Source organism: Streptomyces sp. Je 1-79 (assembly GCF_025195125.1).
Lineage (GTDB): Bacteria > Actinomycetota > Actinomycetes > Streptomycetales > Streptomycetaceae > Streptomyces.
Window position 1 is genome coordinate 89,546 of the sequence record NZ_JAMGSL010000003.1, and the last position, 24,471, is coordinate 114,016.

19 protein-coding genes are annotated in these 24,471 nt (G+C 71.3%); 9 read left to right on the forward strand and 10 right to left on the reverse strand.

Annotated features, from left to right (window positions below):
• Positions 1–39: 39 nt before the first annotated feature.
• The gene (locus tag M5362_RS05810) at positions 40–555 is read right to left on the reverse strand and encodes a MarR family winged helix-turn-helix transcriptional regulator (protein WP_260226245.1); all 516 of its coding nucleotides are present in this window, start codon (positions 553–555) and stop codon (positions 40–42) included.
• 153 nt (positions 556–708) lie between these two features.
• On the opposite strand from M5362_RS05810, the gene M5362_RS05815 reads away from it, so the two are divergent.
• The 4 genes from M5362_RS05815 (at position 709) to alc (ending at position 4,792) form a co-directional block, all read left to right on the forward strand.
• Positions 709–1,656, forward strand: coding sequence for an EamA family transporter (locus M5362_RS05815; RefSeq protein ID WP_260226246.1), 948 nt, complete (start codon positions 709–711; stop codon positions 1,654–1,656).
• Positions 1,657–1,679: 23 nt separating this feature from the next.
• Positions 1,680–2,612: a DMT family transporter gene (locus tag M5362_RS05820; protein WP_260226247.1), complete on the forward strand. Its 933-nt coding sequence runs from the start codon at positions 1,680–1,682 to the stop codon at positions 2,610–2,612.
• Between the two features lie 41 nt (positions 2,613–2,653).
• Positions 2,654–3,574, forward strand: a complete 921-nt coding sequence (locus M5362_RS05825) for a LysR family transcriptional regulator (protein WP_260226248.1) — start codon at positions 2,654–2,656, stop codon at positions 3,572–3,574.
• 90 nt (positions 3,575–3,664) lie between these two features.
• Positions 3,665–4,792, forward strand: coding sequence for an allantoicase (gene alc / locus M5362_RS05830; protein WP_260226249.1), 1,128 nt, complete (start codon positions 3,665–3,667; stop codon positions 4,790–4,792).
• A gap of 118 nt (positions 4,793–4,910) precedes the next feature.
• Here the strand turns inward: alc and pepN (M5362_RS05835) are convergent, their stop codons facing one another.
• The 5 genes from pepN (M5362_RS05835) to M5362_RS05855 form a co-directional block, all read right to left on the reverse strand.
• Positions 4,911–7,484, reverse strand: a complete 2,574-nt coding sequence (gene pepN, locus M5362_RS05835; protein ID WP_260226250.1) for an aminopeptidase N — start codon at positions 7,482–7,484, stop codon at positions 4,911–4,913.
• Between the two features lie 52 nt (positions 7,485–7,536).
• Positions 7,537–8,811: a TerD family protein gene (locus M5362_RS05840; RefSeq protein ID WP_260226251.1), complete on the reverse strand. Its 1,275-nt coding sequence runs from the start codon at positions 8,809–8,811 to the stop codon at positions 7,537–7,539.
• A 203-nt stretch (positions 8,812–9,014) separates the two neighbouring features.
• On the reverse strand, positions 9,015–10,031 hold the full coding sequence (locus M5362_RS05845; protein WP_260226252.1) for an aspartate-semialdehyde dehydrogenase: 1,017 nt from the start codon (positions 10,029–10,031) through the stop codon (positions 9,015–9,017).
• A 158-nt stretch (positions 10,032–10,189) separates the two neighbouring features.
• The gene (locus M5362_RS05850; protein WP_260226253.1) at positions 10,190–13,507 is read right to left on the reverse strand and encodes a S8 family serine peptidase; all 3,318 of its coding nucleotides are present in this window, start codon (positions 13,505–13,507) and stop codon (positions 10,190–10,192) included.
• A 198-nt stretch (positions 13,508–13,705) separates the two neighbouring features.
• Positions 13,706–14,248, reverse strand: coding sequence for a CGNR zinc finger domain-containing protein (locus M5362_RS05855; protein WP_260226254.1), 543 nt, complete (start codon positions 14,246–14,248; stop codon positions 13,706–13,708).
• 121 nt (positions 14,249–14,369) lie between these two features.
• On the opposite strand from M5362_RS05855, the gene M5362_RS05860 reads away from it, so the two are divergent.
• The 4 genes from M5362_RS05860 to M5362_RS05875 all read left to right on the forward strand — a co-directional run bounded on the left by M5362_RS05860 (position 14,370) and on the right by M5362_RS05875 (position 17,549).
• Positions 14,370–14,825, forward strand: coding sequence for a VOC family protein (locus tag M5362_RS05860; RefSeq protein ID WP_260226255.1), 456 nt, complete (start codon positions 14,370–14,372; stop codon positions 14,823–14,825).
• A 131-nt stretch (positions 14,826–14,956) separates the two neighbouring features.
• Positions 14,957–15,856, forward strand: a complete 900-nt coding sequence (locus M5362_RS05865) for a pyridoxamine 5'-phosphate oxidase family protein (RefSeq protein ID WP_260226256.1) — start codon at positions 14,957–14,959, stop codon at positions 15,854–15,856.
• Positions 15,853–16,320 (forward strand): NUDIX hydrolase, encoded by a 468-nt coding sequence (locus M5362_RS05870; protein WP_260226257.1) that lies wholly within the window; start codon positions 15,853–15,855, stop codon positions 16,318–16,320. Before M5362_RS05865 ends, M5362_RS05870 begins: the two co-directional genes overlap by 4 nt.
• A gap of 95 nt (positions 16,321–16,415) precedes the next feature.
• Complete coding sequence (locus M5362_RS05875) at positions 16,416–17,549, forward strand: serine hydrolase (protein WP_260226258.1); 1,134 nt, start codon at positions 16,416–16,418, stop codon at positions 17,547–17,549.
• Positions 17,550–17,553: 4 nt separating this feature from the next.
• Here the strand turns inward: M5362_RS05875 and M5362_RS05880 are convergent, their stop codons facing one another.
• A complete protein-coding gene (locus M5362_RS05880; protein ID WP_260226259.1) occupies positions 17,554–18,561 on the reverse strand; it encodes a hypothetical protein in 1,008 nt (335 codons plus the stop codon).
• Between the two features lie 181 nt (positions 18,562–18,742).
• A complete protein-coding gene (gene pepN / locus M5362_RS05885; protein ID WP_260226260.1) occupies positions 18,743–21,328 on the reverse strand; it encodes an aminopeptidase N in 2,586 nt (861 codons plus the stop codon).
• Between the two features lie 135 nt (positions 21,329–21,463).
• Here pepN (M5362_RS05885) and M5362_RS05890 point away from each other — a divergent pair, with 135 nt between their 5' ends.
• Positions 21,464–22,099, forward strand: a complete 636-nt coding sequence (locus M5362_RS05890; RefSeq protein ID WP_260226261.1) for a DsbA family protein — start codon at positions 21,464–21,466, stop codon at positions 22,097–22,099.
• A 124-nt stretch (positions 22,100–22,223) separates the two neighbouring features.
• On the opposite strand, the gene M5362_RS05895 is transcribed toward M5362_RS05890, so the two are convergent.
• Together M5362_RS05895 and M5362_RS05900 are read right to left on the reverse strand one after the other, a co-directional pair.
• Positions 22,224–22,868 (reverse strand): superoxide dismutase, encoded by a 645-nt coding sequence (locus M5362_RS05895; RefSeq protein ID WP_260226262.1) that lies wholly within the window; start codon positions 22,866–22,868, stop codon positions 22,224–22,226.
• Between the two features lie 175 nt (positions 22,869–23,043).
• Positions 23,044–24,462, reverse strand: a complete 1,419-nt coding sequence (locus tag M5362_RS05900; RefSeq protein ID WP_260226263.1) for an amino acid permease — start codon at positions 24,460–24,462, stop codon at positions 23,044–23,046.
• Positions 24,463–24,471: the final 9 nt, after the last annotated feature.

Here is a 24,471-nt window from a genome sequence, read left to right on the forward strand (position 1 = left end):
CGGCCCCCCCGCGGCGCCCTCGTGTGCGTTCACACGGCCTCACACGACCGTGGTCGCCAGGAGCTTGCGCAACAGGCCCGCCAGCTGCTCCGCCTCCTCGGGCGTGAGCGCGCCCTCCAGGGCCTCCCGCTGCTGCGCCAGGCCCGCGCCCACCGCCTGGTCCACCAGCTCGCGCCCGTGTTCGCTGAGCGTCACCCGCAGCCCGCGACGGTCGTTCGGGTCGGGGCTGCGGCTGAGCAGCCCCGCCTTCTCCAGCTTGTCCAGCCGGCCCGTCATCCCGCCGGTGGTGATCATCAGCGTCGCGGTGAGTTCGCGCGGCGAGAGGGTGTAGGGCTCACCCGAGCGGCGCAGGGTGGCCAGGACGTCGAACTCCCCGAGTGACATGCCTCCGTAGGGGGCGTACGCCTTGTCGACCCGCCCGCGCATCGCCGCGGCCAGCCGGTAGATCCGCCCGTAGACGGCCATCGGGAGCGTGTCCAGATCGGGACGGACGGCGGCCCACTGGTCGGCGATGGCGTCGACCGCGTCGTGCGCGGGGGATTCGGTGCTCTCCATGACGGCCAGTCTCCTTTCCCGTCGACTCGACGGCAAGTAAGTGACTGAAGAGCAAGATGCTCACGAGAAAGCCACTTGCCAATAAGTAGCTTAGCTGTAAGCTACTTATCAGCAAGCCAGCCGGACCCGTTCCGAAACAGGGGGGAACCTGCCATGTCCCGCAAGGCCGCCGTCGTCGCCCTGACCGCGCTCGCCCCGATCTCCTGGGGCTCCACCTACTTCGTCACCACCGAGTTCCTGCCGCCCGACCGGCCGCTCTTCACCGGTCTGATGCGCGCGCTGCCCGCCGGACTGCTGCTGCTCGCCGTCACGCGGAAGCTGCCGCAGGGCGCCTGGTGGTGGAAGGCCGCGGTCCTGGGGGCCCTCAACATCGGCGCCTTCTTCCCCCTGCTCTTCCTCGCCGCCTACCGGCTGCCCGGGGGTGTGGCGGCGGTCGTCGGCTCGGTCGGCCCGCTCTTCGTGGTCGGTCTGGCCGCGCTCCTCCTCGGCGACCGGCCCACCCCGCGGTCCCTGCTCACCGCCGTCGCCGCAGCGTTCGGCGTCAGCCTGGTCGTCCTGAAGGCGGGAGCCGCCCTCGATCTGGTCGGTGTGCTCGCGGGCCTGCTGTCGGCGCTCTCGATGTCGGCCGGCGTCGTCCTCACCAAGCGCTGGGGCAGGCCCGAGGGGGTGGGCGCCCTGGCGCTCACCGGCTGGCAGCTCACCGCCGGCGGCCTGGTCATCCTGCCCGTCGCCGCCCTGGTCGAGGGCGCTCCGCCCGCCCTGGACTCCGCCAGCCTCGCCGGCTACGCCTACCTCGCCCTCGGCAACACCGCGATCTCCTACTTCCTCTGGTTCCGCGGTATCGAGCGGCTGAGCGCCTCCTCGGTGACCCTCCTCGGCCCGCTCTCGCCGATCACGGCCGCCGTCGTCGGCTGGGTGGCGCTCGGTCAGGCGCTCGGCCCGGTGCAGCTCGCGGGCATGGCGATCGCCTTCGGTGCCACCCTGTTCGGCCAGCTGAACCCCCGTACGTCCGCCGCGAAGAAGGCGCGACCGTTCAGCTCAGCTGAACAGAAGGGTGAGAAAGTTTCGATGGACCTGGAGGTTTCCACGGTGCGACGGTAGAGCCACCGACCGAAGGGATCACCGTGGCACTCCTGGACCGCGTCCGCACCACAGAGCCCGCCTCCGCCCCGCGCGTCCTCGCGCGGGGTGCGGGCGTGGGGATGCTCCTCGCGCTCGTCGCCACGGTTGTCTGGTCCGGCAGCTTCGTCGTCTCCCGCGCCCTGCACGACTCCGTCCCGCCCGTCCAGGCCGCCTTCTGGCGCTGGATCGTCGCGATCCTCGCCGTCGCCCCCTTCGCGGCCCGCGAGACCTGGCGGCAGCGCCGGCTGATCCGGCGTCACCTCGGCTTCGTCACCCTCGCCGCGCTGCTCGGCGTCACCGTCTACAACACCCTGGTCAACCAGGCCGGACTCACCACCTCCGCCGGCAACATGGGCATGATCATGGCCGCCTCCCCGGTCCTCATGGCGGTCTACGAGGGGCTCGGCGGCGCCCGGCTCGGCGCCCGCAGGGTGACCGGCATGCTGATCGCCTGTGGCGGTGTCCTCCTTCTCGTCGGCGACGGCGCGCTCCCCACCCGGCTCACCACCGGCGACCTGTGGATGCTGGCGGCGGCGGTCAGCTTCGCCTCGTACAGCGCCGTGCTCAAGCGCCGCCCCGCCGAACTCGGCGGCCTGGCCTTCCTCTTCACCACCTTCGTGCTCGGCGCGCTGATGCTGCTCCCCGCGTACGGCGTCAGCCTCGCCGCCCAGGGCGGCTTCGAGCCCACGCCCGGCACCGTCGGGCCCCTGGTCTACGTCGGTGTCCTCTCCTCCGCCGTGGCCTTCCTCGCCTGGAACAAGGCCATCGCCCTGGTCGGCGCCGCCCGCGCCGGAGTCGTCTACTACCTCCAGCCGGTCTGCGTGGCCCTGCTCTCGTACGCCCTTCTCGGCGAGGAGCTCGGGCTCCTGGGCGGCGCCTGCATGGCCCTGATCCTGGGCGGGGTGGCGCTGGCCGGCTCCCGGGCCCGCGGATGAGGAACCGTCTGCCGACGCGGGCGCCCGGTAGGTTGCGCCCCATGACCGAGTGGGACATCAAGAAGCTCCAGATCCTCCGCACGCTCCGCGACCGCGGCACCGTCACCGCCACGGCGGAGGCCCTGCTCATGACCCCCTCGGCCGTCTCCCAGCAGCTCACCAACCTCGCCAGGCAGCTCGGCGTCCAGCTTCTGGAGGCGCACGGGCGCCGGGTGCGGCTCACCGACGCCGCGCACCTCGTGCTCCGCCACGCCGAGGCGGTCTTCGCCCAGCTGGAGCGCGCCGACGCCGAACTGGACGGCTATCTGCGCGGCGAGGCGGGGCAGGTACGGGTGGCCGCGTTCTCCACGGCCGTGCCCGCCCTCGTCGTCCCCGCCGTGCAGCACCTGCGTACCGCCCACCCCGGACTCGACCTCCGGATCCGCGAGGCAGAGGCGTCGGAGGCGTACGAACTGCTCGGCGCCGGCGACGTGGACCTGGCGCTCTCGCTCGCCGCCCACGCGCCCTCCGCGCGCGACCCCAAGTTCAGCCGCGTCCCCCTGCTCGCCGACCCGCTGGACGTCGCCCTGCCCGCCGGTCATCCGCTCGCCGACGCGCCCGGCCTGCGGCTCGCCGACCTCTCCGCCGAGCCCTGGATCTTCGGCGGCTCCGGCCCCTGGTCGGAGATCACCACCGCCGCCTGTGAGGCCGCCGGGTTCGTGCCCGAGCAGGCCCACAGCGCCGCCGGCTGGACGGCGATCCTCGCCATGGTCGAGGCGGGGATGGGTGTCGCCCTGGTGCCCCGGATGGCCTCCGCCGAGCGGCGCGGAGAGCGCGGGATCGTCATGCGGGTCCTCTCCGCCGACCAGCCGCGCCGCCATGTCGTCGCGGCCGTACGGCGCGGGGCCGAGGAGGGCCCTGCCGTGGCCCGGGTGCTCGCCGCCCTCCGCCAGGCGGCCGTCCAGCGGGAGACCGTCCAGTAGGCGGCGCGAGCACATCGTTCAGCAGAACTGAAAGTATCTGTCGAAAACATTCGATGGACCGGCGGGCTCCGGTCCCGGCAGAGTCGGGGCATGAGCTTCGACGAGAACCAGGACCCGCACGCCAACGACGCCGCCCCCTACGCCGGTGGCGACCCGTACGCCGACTACCGCGCCGGTGACTTCCCCTTCACCGAGCTGGTCGACCTGGCCGACCGCCGCCTCGGCGCCGGTGTCGTCGCCGCCAACGACGAGTTCTTCGCCGAGCGCGAGAACCTCCTCGTCCGCGAGCGCGCCGTCTTCGACCCGGAGCACTTCGGCCACAAGGGCAAGATCATGGACGGCTGGGAGACCCGCCGCCGACGCGGCGCCGACGCCCAGAACGTCTTCCCCGCCCCCGAGGACCACGACTGGGCGATCGTCCGCCTCGGCGCTCCCGGCGTGATCCGCGGCATCATCGTCGACACCGCCCACTTCCGCGGCAACTACCCGCAGCGGGTGTCGGTCCAGGCCGCCGCCGTCGAAGGCTCGCCCAGCCCCGAGCAGCTGCTCGCCGACGACGTGAAGTGGGAGGAGCTCGTCCCGCCCACCCCCGTCCGCGGCCACGCCGCCAACGGCTTCGAGATCGACGTCGAGCGCCGCTTCACCCACGTACGGGTCTGCCAGCACCCCGACGGCGGCATCGCGCGCCTGCGCGTCCACGGCGAGGTCGTCCCGGACCCCGAGTGGCTGGAGCTGCTCGGCACCCTCGACCTGATCTCCGTACTCAACGGCGGGGTGTACGAGGACGCTTCGGACAGGTTCTACTCCTCGCCGACGCAGATCATCCTGCCCGGCACCTCCCGCAAGATGGACGACGGCTGGGAGAACCGCCGCCGCCGGGTCCGCGGCACCAACGACTGGGTCCGCTTCCGCCTCGCCGCCCAGGGAGCCGTACGCGCCGTCGAGATCGACACCGCGTACCTCAAGGGCAACTCCGCCGGCTGGATCGCCCTCCACGGCCGCAACGGGGAGACGGGCGAGTGGTTCGAGATCATCCCCAGGACCAGGCTGCAGCCGGACACCCTGCACCGCTTCAAGCTCCCCGCGCAGGCCGTCGTCACCCACGTCCGCCTCGACGCCTTCCCCGACGGCGGCGTCGCCCGGATGCGCCTCCACGGCACGCTCACGGAGCAGGGCGCGGCCGACCTGCGCACCCGCTACGGGGCGCTCGGCGGCTGACACGCTTCCGCCCGGCGGGCGGCCGCGCGCCGACGCCCGCCCGCCGGGCGGACCTCAGACACGGCGAAGGGGCACCTCCGTGGGGGAGGGTGCCCCTTCGCCGTTCACCTGCCTGCCGTCACGCGGCGGCGGCGTCCGCCGCACGTGCCCTGAGGGCGCGCTCGACGCCCGCCCGGCACTCCGTCACCAGACGCCTCAGCGCCGGAGCCGGGTCGTTCTCCGCGATCCAGGCGTCCGTCGCGTCCAGGGTCTCCTGCGAGACCTGGATCGTCGGGTAGAGGCCCACCACGATCTGCTGGATCATCTCGTGGCTGCGGGTCTCCGAGACACCCTTGATCGAGGCGAAGTACTTCGCCGTGTACGGAGCGAGCAGCTCACGCTGGTCGGTCTGCACGAAGCCGCCGATGACGGCCTCCTGCACGGCGTTGGCCAGCTTGTCCGACTCCACCACCGACGCCCACGCCTCGGCCTTGGCGGCCTCCGACGGACGCGCCGCCCGCGCGGTCGCGGCGTGCCGCTCGCCCGCGGCCGTCGGGTCGCGCTGGAGCTCGCCCGCGATCTCCGGCTCGTCGTAGACGCCGGTCGCCGCCAGCCGCTGCACGAACACCCAGCGCAGCTCGGTGTCCACGGCCAGGCCCTCGATCGACTCGCGGCCCTCCAGGAGGGCCGCCAGCAGGTCCAGCTGCTGCGGGGTCCTGGCGGTGGCCGCGAAGGCCCGCGCCCAGGCGAGCTGGTGGTCGCTGCCCGCGTCGGCGGCGCGCAGGTGCGCCAGCGTCGCGTCGGTCCAGCGGGTCAGCCCGGCCTCGCGCCACTCCGGCGCCGCGTACAGGTCGAGGGCGGCCTTGACCTGCCCCTGGAGCGACTGGACCACGCCGATGTCGGTCTCCTTGGCGATCCCCGAGAGCACCAGCTCCAGGTAGTCGCGGGTGGCCAGCTCGCCGTCGCGGGTCATGTCCCAGGCGGAGGCCCAGCACAGCGCGCGCGGCAGCGACTCGGTGAAGTCGCCGAGGTGCTCGGTGACGTTCTTCAGCGACACCTCGTCCAGGCGGACCTTGGCGTACGACAGGTCGTCGTCGTTGAGCAGCACGACCGCCGGACGCGCCTTGCCCTCCAGCTGCGGCACGTTCGTCAGCTCGGTGGCGGTGACGTCCAGCTCGACCCGGTCCGTACGGACCAGCTTGCCGGCCGCGTCCAGGTCGTAGAAGCCGATCGCGATCCGGTGCGGCCGCAGCGTCGACTCGCCCTTGGCGCCGGCCGGCAGCGCCGGGGCCTCCTGCTTGACGGCGAAGGAGGTGATGACACCGTTCGCGTCGGTCTCGATCTCCGGGCGCAGGATGTTGATGCCGGCCGTCTCCAGCCACGCCTTCGACCAGGCCTTGAGGTCACGCCCGGAGGTCTCCTCCAGCGCGCCGAGCAGGTCGGACAGACGCGTGTTCCCGAAGGCGTGACGCTTGAAGTACGCCTGCACGCCCGTGAAGAACTCGTCCTGGCCGACGTACGCGACCAGCTGCTTGAGGACCGAGGCGCCCTTGGCGTAGGTGATGCCGTCGAAGTTGACCAGCACGTCCTCGAGATCGTTGATCTCGGCCATGATCGGGTGCGTGGACGGCAGCTGGTCCTGGCGGTACGCCCAGGTCTTCTCCGCGTTGGCGAAGGTGGTCCAGGCGTTCGGCCAGCGGGTGCCCTCCACGGACGCCTGGCAGGCGACCGAGGTGAAGGTCGCGAACGACTCGTTCAGCCACAGGTCGTTCCACCACTCCATGGTGACCAGGTCGCCGAACCACATGTGCGCGAGCTCGTGCAGGATCGTCTCGGCCCGGCGCTCGTACGCCGCGTCCGTCACCTTCGAGCGGAAGACGTACTGGTCGCGGATGGTCACCGCGCCCGCGTTCTCCATCGCGCCCGCGTTGAACTCCGGCACGAAGAGCTGGTCGTACTTGGCGAACGGGTAGTCGTACGCGAACTTCTCCTGGAACCAGTCGAAGCCCTGGCGCGTGACGTCGAAGATGTGGTCCGCGTCGAGGAACTCGGCCAGCGACGGACGGCAGTAGATGCCGAGCGGAACGGTCTGCCCGTCCTTCTCGTACGAGGAGTGGACCGAGTGGTACGGGCCGACGATCAGCGCGGTGATGTACGTCGAGATCCGCGGGGTCGGCTCGAAGACCCACAGGTCGTCCTTGGGCTCCGGCGTCGGCGAGTTGGAGATCACCGTCCAGCCGCTCGGCGCCTTCACGGTGAACTGGAAGGTCGCCTTCAGGTCCGGCTGCTCGAAGGAGGCGAAGACGCGGCGGGCGTCCGGCACCTCGAACTGGGTGTAGAGGTACGCCTGGTCGTCGACCGGGTCGACGAACCGGTGCAGGCCCTCGCCCGTGTTCGTGTACGCGCAGTCCGCGACGACCTTCAGCTCGTTCGGGCCCTGCCGCAGATGGGCCAGCGCGATCCGCGAGTCCCGGAACACGGCGGCGACGTCGAGCGCGTGGCCGTTGAGCACGACCTCGTGGACGGCGGGGGCGACGAGGTCGATGAAGGTCTCCGCACCGGCCTCGGCGGAATCGAAGCGGACGGTGGTGACGGACCGGTAGGTGCCGCCCTCCTGCGCACCGGAGAGGTCGAGGTCGACCTCGTACGCGTCCACGGTGAGCAGCTTCGCCCGCTGCTGCGCCTCTTCACGGGTCAGGTTTGTGCCAGGCACCCGGTCAACTCCTCGGTTTCGTGACGTTTGGCTCATCCTTCCACGCCGTACCTCAGCGCCGCACCGCACATTTCCACGGCCCGTCTCCGCCGATCCGCAGCAGTCCGGGACCCGGCACGGGGGCGCTGACACGGACCTCGCCGATCTCGTTGACGAGCAGGTCCTGGTCCTCCGCGTCGTACTCGGGCTCGCTCGGCGGTGTGTGCTGGTGGACGGTGAAGTTGGACGCGCCGTGGTGGAGGAAGTCGAGGACGCCGGGCGGCCCGTCGTAGACGACGAGGTCGTGGGCGTGGCCCTCGATGTGGCTGTCGAAGCGACGGGCGTGGGTGAGGGGGAGGACCCGCAGGGTCCAGGGGGTGTCCGCCTCGACCCGCAGGGTCAGCGGCCGGTCCGGCGGGACGAGGGCGACGGTGCGGGCGAGGACGTCGTCCTCGTAGGCCATGAGCAGGAAGTCCTCGGCGCGGCCGTAGGCGTCGCAGGACTCGATGGTGGTCGAGATCGAGTGGCGCGACTCGATCTCCAGGAGCGCCCAGCCCGGCGGGATGGCCGGGTCGCACCGCACGGTCTCCTTGCCGCGGCCCTGGTGGACGGAGGGCCGGAAGGAGGAGGAGAAGGGATCGACGGCCGGGGCCTGGGGAGCGGCGAGGGGCCCGTGTCCCTGCCTTCCGACCGGCTGGGGCGGGAGGACGTGCCCCGGGCCGGGGATCGGGGCGGGCGCGGGGCCGTACCCCGGGCCGGGGATCGGGGAAGCGGGCGGCGGGACGTACCCCGGGCCCGGGATCGGGGCGGGCGGGGGCTCGACCACGATGCCGAAGTCCGTCGCGAGACCGGCGAGACCCGAGGCGTACCCCTGCCCCACCGCACGGAACCTCCAGCCGCCCGCCCGCCGGTAGAACTCGCCGAAGACGAACGCCGTCTCCGTCGTCGCGTCCCCGATGGCGAAGTACGCGACCGGTGCGCCCGAGAGATCCGTGACCCGGACGTCCAGACCCGGCAGCTGCCCGAAGGTCCCGCCGTCCGCCGACGCGGCGACCACCACGCGCTCGATCCCGGCCTCCATCCGCGCCAGATCCAGCCACAGCCAGTCCGCCGCCGCGGTGCCCGGCGCGCCCGGCGCCGACTTCCCCAGGTGCCGCACCGCGCCGGAGGGATGCTCGGTGTGGTTGTAGAAGACGAGATCCGCGTCGCCCCGTACCCGTCCGCCGCCGTCGAGCAGCAGCGCGGAGAGGTCCACCTCGGGGGCGCCGGGGACGGTCTGCCAGGTGACGGCGGTCTGGAGGGCCTGGGTGGGCACCGGCAGGTTGGCGCCCTTGGGCAACTGGGTCATGGGCGGATCCTGTCACCCGGAGGCCCGGCTTCGAACGCGTTGTCCGAATTCCGCCGGTCCGACCCGCCACGCCACCGGTCCGCCGGCCGCCGACCCGCCACGCCACCGGTCCGCCGGTCCGACCCGCCACGCCGCCGCCCCCCGGGCGGTACGCCGGAGGGGCGGCCGTCCTCCCGGACGGCCGCCCCTCCCGTGGAGCGAGGTCAGCCCTTCAGCTCCGCCGCGACCAGCTCCGCGATCTGCACCGCGTTGAGCGCGGCGCCCTTGCGCAGGTTGTCGTTGGAGAGGAAGAGCGCCAGTCCGTTGTCCACCGTCTCGTCCACCCGGATGCGGCCCACGTACGACACGTCCTTGCCGGCCGCCTGGAGAGGGGTCGGGATCTCGGAGAGCTCGACGCCCTCGGCGTCCTTGAGCAGCTCGTAGGCGCGCTCGACGCTGATCGGACGCTCGAAGCGCACGTTGACCTGGAGCGAGTGGCCGGAGAAGACCGGGACGCGGACGCAGGTGCCGGAGACCTTCAGCCCGGGGATCTCCAGGATCTTGCGGGACTCGTTGCGGAGCTTCTGCTCCTCGTCGGTCTCGAAGGTGCCGTCGTCGACGATGGAGCCGGCCAGCGGGACGACGTTGAAGGCGATCGGACGCTTGTAGACGGCGGGCTCGGGGAACTCCACGGCCTCACCGTCGAACGCCAGCTGGTCGGCGTTCTCGGCGACGGCGCACGCCTGGGTGCGCAGCTCGGCCACGCCGGCCACGCCCGAGCCGGAGACGGCCTGGTAGGTGGTGGCGATCAGCGCGGTCAGGCCGGCCTCCTGGTGGAGCGGCTTGAGGACCGGCATCGCGGCCATCGTGGTGCAGTTCGGGTTGGCGATGATGCCCTTGGGGCGGTCCTTGATCGCGTGCGGGTTGACCTCGGAGACCACCAGCGGGACCTCGGGGTCGCGGCGCCAGGCGGAGGAGTTGTCGATCACGACCGCGCCCTGGGAGGCGACCTTCTCGGCGAGGGCCTTGGAGGTCGCGCCGCCGGCGGAGAACAGGACGATGTCCAGACCCGTGTAGTCGGCGGTGGAGGCGTCCTCGACGGTGACCCCGTCGACGACGGTGCCGGCGGAGCGGGCGGAGGCGAAGAGCCGCAGCTCGTCGACAGGGAACTTCCGCTCGGCCAGGATGCTGCGCATGACTGTGCCGACCTGACCGGTGGCTCCGACGATTCCGACCTTCACGGGGACTCCTCCGTACGTTTGTGCAGGCTGCTGCCGTCCATGATGCGTATGTCCTGGCCCGGCTTGTCCAATCCATTGTCCGAGGACCGGGACGGAAGCGGAGAGGGGGAAGGGGCGGGCACCGGTTCCGGCGCCCGCCCCTCACTCGTACAGCGGTGTTACGGAGTGACCTTGCCGATCACGACGCTGCCGGCGCCCGCGGCGGTGCCGCGCGCGTTCAGCAGCTGGACCTCGCCGAAGAACTGCCGGCCCTCGGGCGCGGCACCGGCGACGAGCACCTGCGCGGCGACCTTGGCGGTTCCGCCGTTGGCCAGCGGGTAGCTCTTGGACGCGTCGACCTGGACGCTGCCGAGCGCGGCCGAGTAGTACACGTCCTTGTAGTCGAAGGTCGTACCGCCCTCGGCCTGCACCGAGTAACCGTCGATCACGATCGTGTAGGTACCGGCGGCCGGCTTGACCAGCGAGACGGCCTCCTCCGAGTCGCCGTCGGCGGCCTGGCCCACCTGCACGCCGTCGCGCAGGACCGTCAGGTCGAGGTCGGCGGCCTTGTCCGAGGTGTTGCCGATCGCGACGTCGAGCCGCTCGACACCCTCACCGATGGTGACGGTCTTCGTCTGCTGCTCGTGGTGCTTGATCGTCGGCGTCTCGACCTTGGCCGAGCCCAGCGGGCCGCCCTGCAGCTTGCCGTCGATGGCGGCGAACTTGTTGGTGACGGTCCACTCGACGGCGGCCGGGGTGCCGACCTTCGCCTCGGCGACGGTCTGCGTGGCCGGGTCGAAGTCGGCACCGAGCACCGAGACGTCCAGCTTGTACGGGTTGTCCAGGTCGGGCGAGGTGCGGCGCGCCTCGACCTCGATCTCCCAGACGCCCGGAGTCGGGTTGCTGTACGAACGCAGGTCCGCGCGGCAGCCGTTGCCCGGGTTGTAGTGCGGGTAGCACACGTTGGACGCGGTGGACTCGAAGGCCACGCCGTAGGGGTGGATCGAGATGAACCGGGTCTGGCTCTTCTCCTTCAGGCCACCGAGGGCGACCTCAAGGGTCTTGGCGCCCTCCGGCACGGTCACGAAGTACGACTTGTGGCTGTTGCGCTGGACCGAGCCGGACGCCGAGACGGCGTAGCCGGGCGCGGCCAGGTCGCTCGCGACGACCGAGGTGGCGAGGATCTGCTTGTCCACGCCCTCCGTGCGGTCGTCGTCCGCCTCCAGGATCACGCTGTGCACACCGGCGGAGGTCGGCCGGGCCTGGATCTTGACGGTGACCGGCTTGTTCAGCGGCAGGTCGACCTCGTCGTCACCGAGGATCCGGAACGTTCCGTCGTTGTACTTCAGGTCCAGCTCGTGCTCGATGGTCCGGTTCGGACCGGTCGTGCGCGTGATGGTGACGTCGTAGACCTTCTTCTGGCCGACCTTGAGGCCGCCCTCACGGTCGTACACACCGGTGCCGGTGTGCGGGGCCGGGAAGATCGCCGTGTCGACCGGGGCCTCGACCTTGTACTCGTGCGCCGTGGCGCCGTCCTTGATCGAGTCCCAGGCCTCGTTGATGTCGATCAGACCCGAGCCCTGCTCGTGGGCCGCGACGCCGGAGATCCGGTGGGCGGTCGAGGTGAGCGCGGTGCGCAGGGTCAGCGGCGAGAGCTCGATGCGCTTCTGCTTCGCGGCGGAGAGCAGCAGCGCGCTCGCGCCCGCGACCTGCGGGGAGGACATCGAGGTGCCGTTGAGCATCCCGTAACCGGCGGGGAGCGCGTAGCCGGACTCGGGCACGCCGGCGCCGGCCTGCCAGGTCGGGATGGTGTTCACGGCCGAGCCCGGACCGGTGATGGTCGGGGTGAAGCCGCCGTCCTCACGCGGGCCGCGCGAGGAGAAGGGGAACATCGCGTACGACTTGGTGACGGCCGAGCCGTAGTTGGCGGCCCAGGTCGACTGGGAGATCGCCGCGCCGACCGAGACGACCTTGTCGGCCAGGCCCGGGTCGCCGATCGTGTTGATGCCCGGGCCGGAGTTGCCGGCCGAGATCACCAGCTGCACACCGTACTGGTCGATCAGACGGGTGTAGAGACGGGCGCGGACGTTGTCGCCGTCGTTCTGCGCGGGCAGGCCGCCGATCGACATGTTGACGATGTCGACGCCGCGGTTGACGACGAGGTCCGTCATGCCCTCGGTGAGGGCGGTGTTGGTGCAGCCGCCGGTCCAGGTGCAGGCGCGCGAGGAGACGATCTTCGCGCCGGGCGCCGCGCCGTTCATCCGGCCGCCGAAGAGGCCCTTGGCGGCGGTGATGCCGGCGACGTGCGTGCCGTGGGAGGACTCGACGACACCGATGTTGACGAAGTCGCGCTTCTGGCCGACCCAGGTCCCGCCCAGCGGGTCCATCGCGACGTCCTTGCGGATCTCGACGACGAACGGCGTCTTCTCGACGACCTCGGTGGCCGGGTTGTCGGTACCGAAGTAGCCGATCTGGTACCCGTCCTTGTACGGCTTCATCGACGCGTTGTCCGTGAAGTCGTTGTTCTGGTCGGTGTCCACACGGACGGTACCGGCGGCCGGGTCGTACAGCATGCCGAAGACGTCGGTGGTGTCGCCGTCGCGGTTGATGTCACCGGCCGGGTCGCCGCCCGCGGTGACCGCCTCGCTGAAGCGGCTGAACTGGTAGGAGCCCGCGGGCGCCTTCCAGGACTGCGACGAGGCGGTGAAGACCGGGCCCGCGACCGGGGTGATCTGGGCGCGCCAGGTGCCGTCGCCCTCGGTCAGGGGGTCGGTGGCGGTGACCCAGTCGGCGATCTTGCGCTCGCCGGTGGTGGTCTTCTGGAGCGCCGGGTGGCCCAGGTCGACACCGGAGTCGAGGATGCCGATGGTCACGCCGCGGCCGTCGGCCCGGGGGTTGTCCTCGACGAACTCGACCGCACCCGTCTCGTGGGACGGGTTGTACGGGTTCTTGGCCGGGGTCTTCCTGTCCGGCGCCGGGTACGTCCGGGAGACGGTCGTGCCCTCGACGGCGCCGGTGGTGCCCGCGTCCGGGGTCGGGTCGTCCAGCTTGATCTCGGCCTGGAGGTCGATCGACTGGACGGAGGAGAGCTTGGTGGCCGCCGTGATGGCGGCCTCCGCCTTGGCGGTCGGGATGGTGGCGCGGACGTAGCCGAGCTTGTCGTTCTGCCGGCCGACCGAGGCGCCCTGGACGGCGTCGAGCTGGCCGGCGACCTGCTCGGTGGCGCCGGGAGCGGTGGCGACGAGGATCGTGACGTTCTTCTCGCCGGTCGCCTCGGCCTCGGTGAGGCGCTGGGCGTCCGTCGGGCCCAGCTTGTCGGCGGAGCCCGCCGACTTCACCGGAGGAGTGGTCGCCGGGTCGTCGGCGGCCAGGACCGGAGCAGCACCGGCCGCGATGAGCGCGGTCACGAGTCCGGCGGCGGCCGCGATACGGGCCGCACGTCTGTGTCCGGGGGTCGAGCGCCCGGGTATGGAGCTCTGAGATTCGGGGGTGGTCATTTACATCCCTGTTTGTGAAAGAAGAGGGTCCGGATTTCGGTACCGGATGACCGCTCAGCCTTTCGCAAGTGACAGGGGTTTGTGGAGAGTTGTCGAAGGCGGGATTCTGACGTGGCGCACATCCGCCACGGGACGGGTTGCGCCATGGGGGGACGTATCCCCGCCAAGCGGGGCGAGTCGACTGCCTCGTACCGCCGGTTAGTTGTCCTTTGTACGGGCGTAGTGGCGCGAGGCCTTGGCGCGGTTGCCGCAGACCGCCATCGAGCACCACCGCCGGGTGCCGTTCCGTGAGGTGTCGAAGAAATGCAGGATGCACGCGTCGTGGGCGCAGGACCGGATGCGGTCGGGCGCGGCGCGCAGCAGGTCGAGGTAGTCGCGGGCGGCCGTCCAGCCCGGCCCCCAGGTGGTGTCCGCGAACTCGGGCCGCTCGCCCGGCCCCTCGGGGGTGAGGGTGGCGCGGATGCGGCCGTGCCCGAGGACGGCGTCGACGCGGGCGGTGGCGGCGGGGTCGCCGGGCCGGTCGACGAGGCCGGCGAGTGCGTCGCGGGCGGCGAGCGTGTGGCGGAGGGTGGCCGCGTCGGCGGCGAAGTGCTCGTCGAGCCCGTTGGCGTGGAGCCAGACGGCCAGCCCCTCGGTGTCCGTGAGCAGGTCCTGGCGTGCGCCGTCCAGCATCCAGCGGGTGTTGAGCAGGTCGAGGGAGACGGGCTCGCCGACCAGGGGTCGCGGGTCGGAAACGGTCATGTCGGACGCCCTCCTCGTGGAACTAACCCCTCAAGGTTACGTGACCGGTTGCATCCTTGCTCTCTAACCTCTAATGTAGATCTCAGAGGTTAGTACTCATCCTGCTGAGAGGGGAACCGCCATGTCGGCGATCGGCACGCTGGTCACCAACCACATCGGGCTCAACGTCACGGATCTGGAGCGCTCGCTCGACTTCTACGGGAACGTCCTCGGCTTCGAGGTGCTCGGCGAGGGCAAGGAGGACGGGCGGCGCTACGCGTTCCTGGGCCAGGGGGGCAAGCTCGTCGTCACGCTCTGGCAGCAGGCGGAGGGCGGGTACGACTCCGGCCGCGCCGGCCTGCACCACCTCGCGTTCGAGGCCGAGTCGATCGACCGGGTCAAGGCGGCGGAGGCGGCCCTGAAGGAGCGCGGCACCGACTTCGCCTACGAGGGCGTGGTCCCCCACTCCGAGGGCGGTTCCTCGGGCGGCATCTTCTTCCACGACCCGGACGGCACCCGCCTGGAGATCTTCGCCCCGACGGGCGGCGAGGGCCTGGCAGCCCCCCACGAGTCCGCCCCCACCTGCGGCTTCTTCTAGCAGCCCGACCTCGTCGTGGGCATTCGTTCCGCCGGGGCGGAACGGGTGGGCACAACGCCACGAACGCGCTCACCGCGCCGAGGTCTCGCACCCCGACCCCCAGGACCGGCACCACGAAGGGACCCAAGGACATGGACCCGTACAACCCCGGCTCCCTCGCCGTCCAAGCAAGGTTCGGGGTCCGCGACGCGGCCGTCCACATCGGCCGCTCCATCACCACCGGCATCCGCCCCGTCGCCGCCGCCTTCCTCGAACTCCAGCCCATGCTCGTGCTCGCCGCGGCGGACGGCGACGGGCATGTCTGGAGCACCCTCCTGACCGGCACCCCCGGCTTCGTCCGGGCGACCGGGCCGCACACCATCTCGGTGGCGGCCCCACCCCCCGCCCCCGGGCCCGCGCCCGTCGGAACGATGGCCCTCGACCCCCGCACCCGCCGCCGCATGCGCCTCAACGGCATCGCCCGCCCCAGCGCCCGCGGCTTCACCGTCGAGGCCGAGCAGGTCTTCTCCAACTGCCCCAAGTACCTCCAGAAGCGCGAGCTGTACCCGCCCGACCTCACCACCGAACCCGGCGACCCGGTCCACGGCACCGCGCTCACCCCCGACCAGGAGCGCTTCGTCCGGGCCGCCGACACCTTCTTCATCGCGACCACCGCCCCCGACGGCGTGGACGCGAGCCATCGCGGCGGCAACCCCGGCTTCGTCCTCGTCGACACCCCCACCGAGCTGAGCTGGCTCGACTACCCCGGCAACGCGATGTTCCTGACCCTCGGCAACCTGGAGTCCGACGGTCGCGCGGGCCTGCTCTTCATCGACTGGCGGACCGGCACCACGCTCCAGCTCTCCGGCACCGCCCGCACCGACTACGGCCCCGACGGCACCCGCGTCAACCGCTTCCGCCTCTCGCGGGCCGTCGAAACCCCGTCCGCGAGCCCCCTGCGCTGGTCGGACCCCGAGTACTCACCCGCCAACCCGCCCCTTTCCAGGACCCCGCATGACATCGAGCCCCCTGGTTCTAACCTCGGCACATGAAGAAGGAGTTGAGGGTGGCGGCCTACGCCGTGTGTGTCCGTGACGACGAGATACTCCTCGCCCGCTGGGTGGACGGCGCCGGGGTCAGGCGGTGGACCCTGCCCGGCGGCGGGATGGACCACGGCGAGGAACCGGTCGACACCGTCGTCCGCGAGGTCGAGGAGGAGACGGGCCATCTGACCGAGCCCGTCGCGCTGCTCGGCATCGACTCCATCCGGCGCGGCTGGCTCAACCGCCTCGGGCAGCCCGGGGACTTCCAGGGCCTGCGGATCATCTACGAGTCCCGGATCACCGGCGGCTCCCTGCGCAACGAGACCGGCGGCTCCACCGACCTCGCCGCCTGGCATCCGCTCGCCTCCGTACCGGACCTCACCCGTGTCGAACTCGTCGACATCGGACTGCAGTTGTGGCGCGAACGTCCGCCCGTCGGCCGCTCCCACCTCTCCCACCCCGCGAACGGCTGAAATCCGCTCAACCGGAGCGGCCGCGCTCAACCGCCCCGCCCGCCGTCGAGTCCCCTCCCGTGACCGCAGTTCACGACACCGACGGGGGAACCCGCATGACATCCGTACGCACCGCCCGCACCGTCCTCGCCGCCACCGCCGTGGTCGCCCTCACCGCCGGAGCGCTCGCCACGCCCGCCGTCGCGGCCACCGCGCCGGGGAAGCCGGACCACACCGCCACCCAGCGGGCTCTCGACGCGGCGGTCGGGGAGGGTGTGCCGGGCGCCGTCGCCCAGGCCCGGTCCGGTCGCACGAGCTGGACCGGGACGGCCGGTGAGCGCGGAGGCAAGGACCGCTACCGGGTCGGCTCGATCACCAAGACCTTCGTGGCCACCGTCCTCCTCCAGCTCCAGGCCGAGGACCGCCTCGACCTCGACGACCACGTCGAGAAGTGGCTGCCGGGCGTGGTCCGTGGCAACGGCCACGACGGCCGGAAGATCACCGTCCGCCAGCTCCTCAACCACACCAGCGGCGTCTACAGCGTCACCTCCGACCCCGGCTTCCAGCAGAAGGTCTTCGGTCCGGAATTCCTCCAGAACCGCTACGCCACCTGGACCCCCGAGCAGCTCGTCGCGATCGCGATGACCCACGAGCCGGACTTCGCTCCCGGCACCGCCTGGAACTACTCCAACACCAACTACGTCCTGGCGGGCATGGTCATAGAGAAGGTGACCGGCCGCCCGTACGGCAAGGAGGTCGAGCGGCGGATCATCAAGCCGCTGAAGCTGCGCGCCACCAGCGTGCCCGGCACCACCGTGACGATGCCGAAGCCGAGTTCACGGGCGTACTCGAAGCTCTCCGTCGACCCGGACGCGACCACGGTCCACGACGTCACCGAACTGAACCCCAGCCTCGCCCACGCGGCGGGCGAGATGATCTCCGACTCCAACGATCTGCAGACCTTCTACCGGGCCCTGCTCAAGGGGAGGTTGCTGCCGAGGGCGGAGCTGCGCGAGATGACGCGGGCCGTGCCCGTCGGAGCCGAGAACCCGGAGTTCCACTACGGCCTCGGACTGATGCGGCAGAAGCTGAGCTGCGGCAAGGAGGTCTGGGGCCACGGCGGCGGCATCCACGGCTCCTCCTCGGAGGCCGTCGTCACCCGGGACGGCGAGCACTCGCTCGCCATGAACTTCAACGCCGACTGGGCGGGGGACGGCCGGACCGTCGTCGAGGCCGAGTTCTGCGGCTGACGCCTCACCTGGGCAGGACGACGACATAGGCGGCGGGCTGCCGGTCCGACGCGGCCATCAGAGCCGTGCGGACCACGGTGGCCTGCTGCTCCATCGCCTCGCGCAGCTTGCGCGGGGTGATGTGGACGACCGTGATGCCGAGCCGCTCCAGATGCTCGCGCTTACGGGTGTACTCCGACCACAGCGCGTCGTCGTCCTGCCGGGGCGCCCGGGTGTCCAGCTCCACCGCCACCGCCTGGTCCGGCCAGTAGGCGTCCAGGCCCCCCAGATGCGGGCCGCCCGGCAGCCGCAGATCCACGTTCCACAGCGGGTCGGGCAGTCCGAACTCCCGCACCATCTCGTACAGCCGCTCCTCCGCGATGCTCCGGCCCTCCGCGAGCAGCGAGTCCACCGCGTCCACCACATGCGGCCGGCTGAGCAGCCGGGCGTGGTTCAACTCCCGTACCACCGCGCCGGGTTCGCAGTGGCCGCCGCGCACGGCCTCGGTGAGCAGCCGGCGCACCAGGCCCGCGTCGGTCAGACCGGACACCGCGTCGGCGAGGGCGCGGGCGACGGGCGCGACGGGCACCCCGGCGACGTCCAGCGGCTCGGGCGTCTCCTGGGCGCGGACCACCCGCACCCAGCCGGTCGAGCGCAGTCTGCGGGTGCGGGGGACCAGCACATCGATCCGGTCCACGGTGGGCAGCGGGGGAGCGGCGGAGAAGCGGTGCAGGGCGAGCGCGGCGAGTCCGGTGATCATCGACTCGGGTCCCTCCCCGGGCACCGCGCCCGGGCGGGAGGCGTAGAGCAGCGCGGCCCGCAGCCGGTCCTCGCTCGTCGGCTGCCCGAGGCGGAGCAGGAAGACGCCGGGGAGGATCTGCTGCCACCCGCCGCCCGGCCGGCAGCGCGCGGCGACATCGGCGTTGGACAGCCCCTGCTCGCGCAACTGCGCGGCGGACGCGACGCGTTGCCGGTCTTCGGCGAGGGAGGGGAGGGGGAGGGGGCGGGGGGTGATGGGGGTGTTGTGGTTCATGCCGGGGGTCTTCCGCTCCCCGGGCCCCCGCTAACCGCTGTTACAAGTGCGTCGCCAAACCAGGACATCCTCGTCCTAAAGTACGCACGTTCGACTGCCGATGAGGGGCGCCCACAGCCTGGACAGAGAACGGCCCCGGTGACGAGCAGCGCTCGTCACCGGGGCCGCCCCACCGGATGCGTCAGGCCGCCCCGTCGCACGCCTGCGCGCGCAGCGCCCGCGCCAGGTCGTCCCGGCCCTCCAGGACCAGCCGCCGCAGCGCCGGCGCGGCCGACTCGTGGGCGGCGAGCCACGTGTCCGTCGAGGCCAGGGCCGACTCGCCGTGGAGCGCCGGGAACAGCCCGCGTACGACGTCCATGCCGATCTGGATCGAACGGTCCGCCCACACCCCCTCGATCGCCGCGAAGTACTTCTCCGCGTACGGCGCGATCAGCTCCCGCTGCGAGGGCTGGACGAAGCCCGCGATGGTGGCCTCCACCAGCGCGTTCGACAGCGCGTCCGACTCGACGACCTGCGCCCAGGCCTGCGCCTTGACCGCCGCCGACGGCCGGGCCGCCAGGCAGCGGACCTGGTGGCGCTTGCCGGTCGCCGTGTCGTCCAGCGCCAGCTCCTCGCCGATCCGGGCCTCGTCCGCCCGGCCGTGCGCGGCCAGCGGCTCCAGGAACGACCAGCGCAGCTCCTGGTCGACGTCGAGACCGTCGATCCGGGCCGTGCCGTCGAGCAGGCCTTCGAGCAGCTGGAAGTCCGCGTCCGAGGCGGCGGCGGACGCGAAGAACCGCGCCCAGGTCAGCTGGTGCTCGCTGCCCGGCGCCGCCAGGCGCAGCTCGCGCAGCCCGCCCTCGGCGAGGAGCCGGCCGCCCTCGGCGCGCCACTCGGGCGCCGCGAAGTGCGTGACCGCCGACCGGGCCCAGGCGTGCACCATCTGGAGCACGCCGATGTCCGTCTCACGGCCCGCGAAGCCCAGCACGACCGCCACGAAGTCCCGGGCCGGCATCAGGCCGTCCCGCGTCAGGTTCCACAGCGCCGACCAGCACAGCGCCCGCGCCAGGGGGTCCGTGATGTCGCCCAGGTGCGCCCGCAGCGTCGCGAGCGAGCCCTCGTCGAAGCGGACCTTGCAGTACGTCAGGTCGTCGTCGTTGACGAGGACCAGGTCGGGCCGGGCCGACCCGGCCAGCTCGGCCACGACCGTCCGCGCGCCGACGACATCGGCCTCGGCCCGCGCGAACCGCACGAGTTCGCCGTCCACCGAGAGCCTGTACAGGCCGACGGCCACCCGGTGCGGGCGGCCCGCCGACGGAGTCGGCTGATCGAGCGCGGCGTCGCCGCCCTGGACGACGGCCAGCTCGGTGATCCGGCCCTCGGCGTCGTACGTCACCTCCGGCGTCAGCGTGTTGACGCCCGAGGTCTGGAGCCAGGACCGCGACCACGCCTTCATGTCGCGCCCGGAGGTCTCCTCCAGCACCGACAGCAGATCGGTCAGGCGCGTGTTCCCGTACGCGTGCCGCTTGAAGTAGCGCCGCGCGCCTTCCAGGAACGCGTCCCGGCCCGCGTACGCCACCAGCTGCTTCAGGACCGAGGCGCCCTTGGCGTACGTGATCCCGTCGAAGTTCAGCTTGGCGTCCTCCAGGTCACGGATGTCGGCCGTGATCGGATGGGTGGACGGCAGCTGGTCGGCGCGGTACGCCCAGGACTTGCGGTTGTTGGCGAAGGTCACCCAGCTGTTGGTGAAGCGGGTCGCCTCGGCCAGCGAGAAGGAGCCCATGAAGTCGGCGAAGGACTCCTTCAGCCACAGGTCGTCCCACCACACCATGGTGACCAGGTCGCCGAACCACATGTGCGCCATCTCGTGCAGGATGACGTTCGCCCGGCGCTCGTACGCGGCCTGGGTGACCTTGCCCCGGTAGATGTACTCCTCGCGGAAGGTCACCATGCCCGGGTTCTCCATCGCGCCGAGGTTGTACTCGGGGACGAAGGCCTGGTCGTACTTCCCGAAGGGGTACGGGTAGTCGAAGTTGTCGTGGAAGAAGTCGAAGCCCTGCTTGGTGATCAGGAAGACGTCGTCCGCGTCGAAGTGCTTCGCGAGCCCCTTGCGGCACATCGCGCCGAGCGGGATCTCCAGCTCGGTCCCGTCGGTCAGCGTGCGCGTGTAGGTGTCCGTGACGTAGTGGTACGGCCCGGCGACGACACAGGTGATGTACGTCGAGATCGGCGCCGTCTCCTTGAACCGCCACACCCCGTCGGCGTCCTGCTCCCCGGCGCCGTTGCTCCAGACCGTCCAGCCCTCGGGCGCGGTCACCGAGAAGACGTGCGGGGCCTTCAGGTCGGGCTGCTCGAAGGTGGCGTACACCCGGCGGGCGTCGGCCGGCTCGTACTGGGTGTAGAGGTAGACCTCGCCGTCCTCCGGGTCGACGAAGCGGTGCATGCCCTCGCCGGTCCGGCTGTAGGCGCACTGGGCGTCCACGACCAGGACGTTCTCGTCCGCCAGGCCGTCCAGGGCGATCCGGGCACCGTCGAAGACGGCGGCCGGGTCGAGCGCGCGGCCGTTCAGCTCCACCGAGGTCACGGCGGGGGCGATCAGGTCGACGAAGGTGGCCGAGCCCGTGCCCGTACGACGGAAGCGGACGGTCGTCACGGACCGGAAGGTGCGGACCTCCTCGCCCGACTCGCCGACCGCCGACCGCAGGTCCAGGGCGACCTCGTACCCGTCGACGGACAGCAGCGCGGCCCGCTCGCGGGCCTCGTCGCGGGACAGATTCTCACCGGGCACGGTCACTCCTTCGTGGCTCGTTCGAAACAGCACCGATCCTCCCATGTGGAGCTGACACCCGGCACGCGGGGAATGCCCCCGCCGACCGAGGACGTTCCTCTTCTGGCGCATAGACATCCGTCCCTGAGGAGTGACATGTCCGAGAGCAGGACCACCGCCGACTTCTGGTTCGACCCGCTGTGCCCCTGGGCCTGGATGACCTCCCGCTGGATGCTGGAGGTGGAGAAGGTCCGCCCGGTCGACGTCCGGTGGAAGGTGATGAGCCTGGCCGTCCTCAACGAGGACAAGCTGGACGAGCTTCCCGCCGAGTACCGCGACATGCTGGAGACCAAGGCCTGGGGCCCGGTCCGGGTGGTCGTGGCGGCCCAGCAGCTGCACGGCGACGAGGTCGTCGGCAAGCTCTACACCGCGCTGGGCACCCGCTTCCACAACAACGGCGAGGGCCCGACGCGCGAGGCGATCACGGGCGCCCTCGCGGACGTCGGCCTCCCGGCCGAGCTCGCGGACTACGCCGAGAAGGACACGTACGACACCCACCTGCGCGCCTCCCACACGGAGGGCATCGAGAAGGTCGGCCAGGACGTCGGCACGCCGGTCATCTCCGTCCCGGGCGTGGACGGCGACGAGGTCGCGTTCTTCGGCCCGGTCGTCACCCCGACCCCGCGCGGCGAGGCGGCGGCCCGGCTGTGGGACGGCACGCTGCTCGTGGCGGCGACGCCCGGCTTCTACGAGATCAAGCGGACGCGGACGGCGGCGCCCAGCTTCGAGTGACCCGAGGGCCCGTCGGCCCGCATGGAAGAACCCCCGTGATTCACGTCATCACGGGGGTTCTTCTCTCATCCGCCTGCAAGTGAAGGTTGAGAAGACGATCACGAGCAGGACGAGCGGGGGCCGATCAGAAGGAGATCAGCGGGACGGAGGCCTTGGCGGCGTGGTAGCGCTTGTTCACGTCCTGCCAGTTGACGACCTGCCACATGGCCTCGATGAAGTCGACCTTCTGGTTCTTGTACTGCAGGTAGAAGGCGTGCTCCCAGGCGTCGAAGACGAGGACCGGGACGGAGCCCTGGCCGACGTTGCCCTGGTGGTCGTAGACCTGCTCGACGATCAGCCGGCCGCTGATCGGCTCGTACGCGAGCACACCCCAGCCGGAGCCCTGGGTGGTCGCGGAGGCCTTGGTCAGCTGGGCCTTGAACTTCGCGAAGGAGCCGAAGGACTCGGTGATGGCGTCCGCGAGGTCGCCCACGCCGTCCGCCGCGAGCGGCTCGCCACCGCCGCCGTCCTTCGGGCTGTTCATGTTGTTCCAGTAGATGGAGTGCAGGATGTGGCCGGAGAGGTGGAACGCCAGGTTCTTCTCCAGCCCGTTGATCGAGCCCCACTGGTCCTTGTCGCGGGCCTCTTCCAGCTGCTCGAGCGTGTCGTTCGCGCCCTTGACGTACGCGGCGTGGTGCTTGTCGTGGTGCAGCTCGATGATCTGCGGGTTGATCACCGGCTCCAGCGCCGCGTAGTCGTACGGCAGTTCCGGAAGTGTGTAGATCGCCATATGCCGAGCCTCTCCCTGCTACTGCGTTATTGCAACCTATATGCAGGTGCAGGCTAACAGCAGGACGCTCCGGAGTTGATCAGCCCTTGGCCCTAGGTCTCGTGGCGGAGCTTGTGGGGAACGACGAACCCCCGGACCGGTGAACGGTCCGGGGGTTCGTACGTACGGGTGTCGGTCAGGCGTCCTGGGAGACCGGCCCGCGCCTCTTCTGCAGCACGAAGCCGATTGCCGCGAGCAGCGCCGTGAGGCCGCCCGTCCAGTACAGCTGCACCCGGGTGCCCTCCTCCCGCGCCATCAGGAAGAAGATCGCCGCCATGCCCGCCAGCGCCACCCAGGTCAGCACCGGGAACGCCCACATCTTGACCACCAGCTTCTCGGGCGCCTCGCGCTCGGTGCGGCGGCGCAGCAGCAGCTGCGAGACGGCGATGAAGAACCAGACGACGAGGATGATCGCGCCGATGGTGTTCAGCAGCCAGATGAAGATGTCGTCGGGCCGCCAGTAGCTGAGCAGCACGCAGAGGAAGCCGAAGACCGAGGAGACGAGGACGGCGGGCCGCGGCACGCCGCCGAACGTACGGCCCAGCGCCTTCGGGCCCTGGCCGCGGGCGACCAGCGAGGTGGCCATCCGGGAGGCGCCGTAGATGTTGGCGTTCATCGCCGACAGCAGGGCGACCAGCACGACCACGTTCATGATCTGGCCGGCGGCCGGGATGCCCAGGTGGTCCAGCGTGGCGACGTACGGGCCCTTCTCGACGACCGCCTTGTCGCCCCACGGGACCAGGGTCACGATGACGGCCATCGAGCCGATGTAGAAGAGCGCGATGCGCCACATCGCCGTACGGACCGCCTTGGCGACGCCCTGGACGGGGTGCTCGGACTCGGCCGCGGCGATGGTGACGGTCTCCAGACCGCCGTACGCGAAGACCGAGGCGAGCAGGCCGACGATCAGCCCCTCGGAGCCGTTCGGGAAGAAGCCGCCGTCACCGGTGAGGTTCGTCGTGCCGGGGGCGTCCGTGCCGGGCAGTATGCCGACGATGGCGAGCACGCCGATGCCCAGGAAGAGGACGATCGCGCCGACCTTCAGCGCGGCGAACCAGAACTCGAACTCGCCGAAGTTCTTCACCGCCGCGAGGTTGGTGCCGCAGAACACCAGCATGAAGAGGGCCACCCAGGCCCACTCCGGGGTGCCGGGGAACCAGCCGGTCATGATCTTCGCGGCGCCGATGCCCTCCAGGCCGACGGCCACGCAGAGCAGGAACCAGAAGGCCCACCCCGCCGTGAACCCGGCCCACGGGCCGATGGCCCGCTCGGCGTGGACGGAGAAGGAGCCGGAGGCCGGGTTGGCCGCCGACATCTCTCCGAGCATGCGCATCACGAGCATGACGAGCAGCCCGGAGATGGCGTAGGCGACCACGATCGAGGGACCGGCGGCGGCGATACCGGCGCCGGAGCCGACGAAGAGGCCGGCGCCGATGACGCCACCGAGGGCGATCATCGAGAGATGACGCTGCTTGAGGCCGTGGGTGAGTCCCTGTGAGGGGAGCGCCTGGTCGTCCTTGCGGTCGACGGGCTCGGGCGCGGTGGTCCGTGACATGGGCCGCCC